The sequence below is a fragment of the Streptomyces sp. genome, from assembly GCF_031178505.1.
GTDB lineage: Bacteria > Actinomycetota > Actinomycetes > Streptomycetales > Streptomycetaceae > Streptomyces > Streptomyces gulbargensis.
Genome location: NZ_JAPSIW010000633.1, coordinates 1 through 4,150, shown reverse-complemented (window position 1 = coordinate 4,150; position 4,150 = coordinate 1). Strand labels below are relative to the sequence as shown.

Annotated in this window: 5 protein-coding genes; 3 read left to right on the top strand and 2 right to left on the bottom strand. The window is 75.6% G+C overall.

The window, feature by feature from the left end:
- Positions 1-62: 62 nt before the first annotated feature.
- Positions 63-968: a Gfo/Idh/MocA family oxidoreductase gene (locus RIF68_RS29415; RefSeq protein ID WP_309054322.1), complete on the bottom strand. Its 906-nt coding sequence runs from the start codon at positions 966-968 to the stop codon at positions 63-65.
- 65 nt (positions 969-1,033) lie between these two features.
- Positions 1,034-2,242, bottom strand: a complete 1,209-nt coding sequence (locus RIF68_RS29410) for an FAD-dependent monooxygenase (protein ID WP_309054321.1) — start codon at positions 2,240-2,242, stop codon at positions 1,034-1,036.
- A gap of 89 nt (positions 2,243-2,331) precedes the next feature.
- Here RIF68_RS29410 and RIF68_RS29405 point away from each other — a divergent pair, with 89 nt between their 5' ends.
- The 3 genes from RIF68_RS29405 (at position 2,332) to RIF68_RS29395 (ending at position 4,142) form a co-directional block, all read left to right on the top strand.
- Entirely contained in the window at positions 2,332-2,976 is a 645-nt protein-coding gene (locus tag RIF68_RS29405; protein WP_309054320.1) for a TetR/AcrR family transcriptional regulator, read from the top strand.
- On the top strand, positions 2,964-3,500 hold the full coding sequence (locus tag RIF68_RS29400; RefSeq protein ID WP_309054319.1) for a DinB family protein: 537 nt from the start codon (positions 2,964-2,966) through the stop codon (positions 3,498-3,500). The genes RIF68_RS29405 and RIF68_RS29400 overlap by 13 nt, the downstream gene beginning before the upstream one ends.
- A 150-nt stretch (positions 3,501-3,650) precedes the next feature.
- Positions 3,651-4,142, top strand: coding sequence for a hypothetical protein (locus RIF68_RS29395; RefSeq protein ID WP_309054318.1), 492 nt, complete (start codon positions 3,651-3,653; stop codon positions 4,140-4,142).
- The last annotated feature ends 8 nt before the right edge of the window (positions 4,143-4,150 follow it).

Sequence of the window (4,150 nt, the reverse complement as noted above, 5' to 3'; positions counted from 1 at the left end):
GGGCCCCCCCCCGCCCGGCGCCGGCCCGCTGAACCGCCGCCCGCGCGCGGGGCGCGCCCGGTTCAGGAGGCCTGGGCCAGGGCCTCGCGGACGACCCGCTCGCACAGTTCGTGGGTGAGCAGGGCGTCCCGGGCGTCGAGGAGCCGGTCCTCGCGGACGGCGTCGAGGAAGGCGAGGACGGCCTGCTCGATGCCTCGCTGGCGGGCGACGGGCACCCAGTCGCCGCGGCGCCGCACGGTCGGCTGCCCCTTGTGGTCGATGACGTCGGCGAGGTTGACGACCTGGCGCTTGGTGTCCTGGCCGGAGACCTCCAGGATCTCCTCGGTGGAGCCGTTCATCCGGTTCATCATGCCGATGGCGGTGAATCCGTCGCCGGAGAGCTGGAGCACGACGTGGTGCATGAGGCCGTCGCGGACGCGGGCGCGGACGTCGGTGTGCTCCACCTCGCCGGGGAGGAGGAAGCGCAGGGTGTCGACGACGTGGATGAAGTCGTCCAGGACGAGGGTGCGGGGGTCCTCGGGAAGTCCGATCCGGTTCTTCTGCAGGAGGATCAGGTCGCGCGGGTGGTCGAGGCACTGGGCGTAGGCCGGGGCGAGGCGCCGGTTGAAGCCGACGGCGAGGCTGACGGACCGCTTCGCTGCGAGGTCCACGATCCGCTCGGAGTCGGCGTAGTCGTAGGCGAGGGGCTTGTCCACGTAGGTGGGGACCCCGGCTTCGAGGAGGCGGACTGCGATCTCGGCGTGGACGGCGGTGGGGGCGTGCACGAAGGCGGCGTCGATTCCGGCGGAGAGCAGCGAGTCGAGGTCGCGGTGGCGCCGGGTGGCGGGCAGGTGGAGGCTGTCGGCCACCCGCTCCAGGGTGGCCGCGGTGCGGGTCTGGAGGTGGAGTTCGACCCCGGGGAGGGTGGCGAGCACCGGGAGGTAGGCCTTCTGCGCGATGTCGCCGAGTCCGATGCAGCCAACCTTCACGGGGTCTCCCTCGTCGCTGTGTCCGTGGTGCGCGAGCCCGTGCCGGTACGGGCCGTTCGCGCCGGTCAGCTTACGCGCGCCGGCCCGGGGGCGACGGGCGGGCGCCAGTCGGCGATGCCGTCGAAGCCGCGCAGGACGAGCCCGGGGCCGAAGCGGGAGACGGCTCGGACGAGCGTGTCGCGCAGGGCGACGGCGGGGCGGGCGGAGAGCGTGGTGAGGGCTCCCGTGCGGGCGGCCCTGCGGACGAGGGCGGTGGTGCGTGGGAGCCGGTCGGCGGTGTAGGCGGCGAGGTCGCGGCCGGGGGTGAAGCCGGCCGCGGGGCGGGCGTGGTGGGCGAGCACGACGGCGTCCTCGACGGCCTGGTTCCCGCCCTGGCCGAGGCTGGGCATCATCGCGTGGGCGGCGTCACCGAGGAGGGCGACCCGTCCCCGGTGGTACGCGGGCAGCGGGTCCGGCAGGTGGTGGACGTCGTGGCGGAGGATCCGGCCGGGGTCGACGGTGGCGAGGATCTCGGGCACGGGGTGGTGCCAGTCGCCGAAGAGGCGCAGCAGTTCGGCCCTCTCGTCGTCGGGCGCGTGGGCCGCGGCGGGGGCGGCGGCCATGGCGTAGGCGTAGATCCGGCCGTCCTTGAGGGGCTGGGTGCCCCAGAGGCGTCCGGCGCCCCAGGTCTCGTGCGGCGGGAAGGGCCGGCCGGGGGCAGGGACGACGAGCCGCCAGGTGGTGCAGCCGGAGTAGCGGGTGCCGGGGTGGCGGGGGAAGAGGGTGTGCCGGGTGGCGGAGTGGATACCGTCGGCGGCGACGACGAGTTCGGCCTCGCGCTCACCGTCCGGGGTGGTGAGGCGGGCGGGCCGGTGGTCGTCGCCGGGGTCGGTCAGCGTCGCGGGGGTCCCGGTGCGGACGGTGCCGGCGGGGAGCGCCGAGGTGAGGATCTCGACGAGCGTGGCGCGGTGGAGCAGGACGAGGGGGCCGCCGAAGCGTGCGGCGGCGGCCCGGGCGTCGGTGCGGGCGAGCCAGCGGCCGTCGGGGCGGCGCAGGCCGCCGTCGCCCTGCCACGCGGACAGGTCGCGGACCTGGTCGCCGAGGCCGAGGACGTCCAGGGCGCGCTGGGCGTTGGGAGCGAGTCCGATGCCGGCGCCGACGGGGGCGAGGCTCGCGGCGCGTTCGAGGACGGTGACCCGCCAGCCGGCGCGGTGGAGGGCGACGGCGGCGGTGAGTCCGCCGACGCCGGCTCCGACGACGAGGGCGCGGGGGGTGGCGGCGGGGTGCTGGTCCATGACTGCTCCTCGAACTACAGATGTAGTGAACCCGGCACCCCGACCGTACTACAGGTGTAGTCGGGTGGGTAGTGAGTAGGGTCTTCGGCATGAGTACGCGCACCTCCGGCGAGACCCCCTCCCGCGCCGAACGGATCGGCGACGCCGCCCTCGACCTCCTCGTGGAGCGCGGCATGCGCGGGCTCACCCACCGCGCCGTGGACGAGCGGGCCGGACTGCCCCAGGGCTCCACGTCCAACCACGCCAGGACCCGGCAGGCCCTTCTGGAGACCGCCGTCCGCCGCCAGGCGGAGCTGGAGGCCCAGGTCATCGCCCCGCACGAACTGCCGCCGCCCGGCGCGGACGCCGAGGCCCTCGCGGACGCGCTCGCCCTCGCCCTCCACCGTTATCTCACCCACCACCGCCCGCTGCTGGTCTCCCGGTACGAACTCGCCCTGGAGGCCACCCGCCGCCCCGAACTGCGCGGCTTCTACGACCGGGCGGGAGCGGCCTTCCGCGGTCCGGTGATCGCGATGATGACGGCGGCCGGCTCGCCCGCGCCGGAACGGCACGCGCTCTCGCTCATCGCCTGGTGCGAGGGGCTGATGTTCTCCTGCGCCGCCGGCTCCTTCCACTCCGCCGTACCCGGTCCCGACGAACTGCGCGCCGGCTTCGGGGAGTTGCTGCGGGGAATGCTCGGCGGCCCGGAAACCGGTGGCACGGCCGGCGATCATGGGGGACGATGCCACGCATGACCACCGAACGCACCGCAACGACCCCGCGCGTCGACCCGTCCACCACCTCGGGCGAGCGCGAGGCGCTGGAGCAGTGGCTCGACTTCCACCGCGCGACCCTCGCGATGAAGTGCGAGGGGCTCGACGACGCCCAGCTGCGCACCACCTCCGTCCCGCCCTCCGACCTCAACCTCCTCGGCCTCGTCCGGCACATGGCCGAGGTCGAGCGCGGATGGTTCCGTCATGTCCTCGCCGGCGAGGAGACCGGGTGGATCTACGCGACGGAGGAGGACTACGACCGGGACATCCACGCCACCGAGGAGGACACCTACCAGGAGGCGTACGCGACCTGGCAGGCCGAGATCGCCCACGCCCGCACGCTGGCCGCCGCGCACGACCTCGACGACTTCGGCAAGGGCAAGCGCCGCGACGGCCGGACCTACAACCTCCGCTGGATCTACCTCCACATGATCGAGGAGTACGCCCGCCACAACGGCCACGCGGACCTCCTTCGCGAGCGGATCGACGGCGCCACCGGAGACTGACGGCCCCGGCCCCTGCCCGGCGGGCGATACGGCCCTTGGCGCGGAGGCAGGGCCGCCCGGTCAAGGGGCGGCCACCGGCCGCTCACCCGTGCGGGGCATTCCCGGCCGGTAGGGGCGCGAAGAGCGCCCCTCTGCCAGCAGAGTGGCGCGGTGCACACCCGAACCACAGCGAAGATCCTGGCCGGAGCGGCGATGGCCGCCCTGGCGGGGTGCGTCGCGGTCGACACACCGCCGCCCGCACCGGCCCCGGCGTCCACGCCCGCCGCCTCGGCGAATTCCGTCCGACCCGCGCAGGGCGGGGCGCCGCAGATCCTCGAAGGGCCGGCCCGCGAGGCCCTCGAAGCCGCGCTCCCGGCGCCCGCCCCCGGAGCCACCCCGTCCGTACGGCCGGCGCCCCGGCCGGCGCACCCGCCGCGCACCGGGGCGGCGCGCCCCGCTCCCGTACCGCCGCGGCCCGAGCGCCCCGCACGGCCCGTACCCGACCGGCCCGCCCTCACCGAACTGCCGGAACTGCCCGAGACCCGGCTGCCGGCCGCTCCGCCGCGCTCCCGGGCGGAGGTCTGCGCGCTGGGCGAGCGGTACGGGGGGTGGGCGCCCGGCAGCGATCCGGCGCGGATCTGCCGGGGGGCGTACGGCTCCTGACCCGTCCG

What these genes read in the sequence shown, in the direction of transcription:
- RIF68_RS29410 (WP_309054321.1), bottom strand. Translation starts at nt 2,242, where the DNA reads ATGGACCAGCACCCCGCCGCCACCCCCCGCGCCCTCGTCGTCGGAGCC.
- RIF68_RS29405 (WP_309054320.1), top strand. Translation starts at nt 2,332, where the DNA reads ATGAGTACGCGCACCTCCGGCGAGACCCCCTCCCGCGCCGAACGGATC.
- RIF68_RS29400 (WP_309054319.1), top strand. Translation starts at nt 2,964, where the DNA reads ATGCCACGCATGACCACCGAACGCACCGCAACGACCCCGCGCGTCGAC.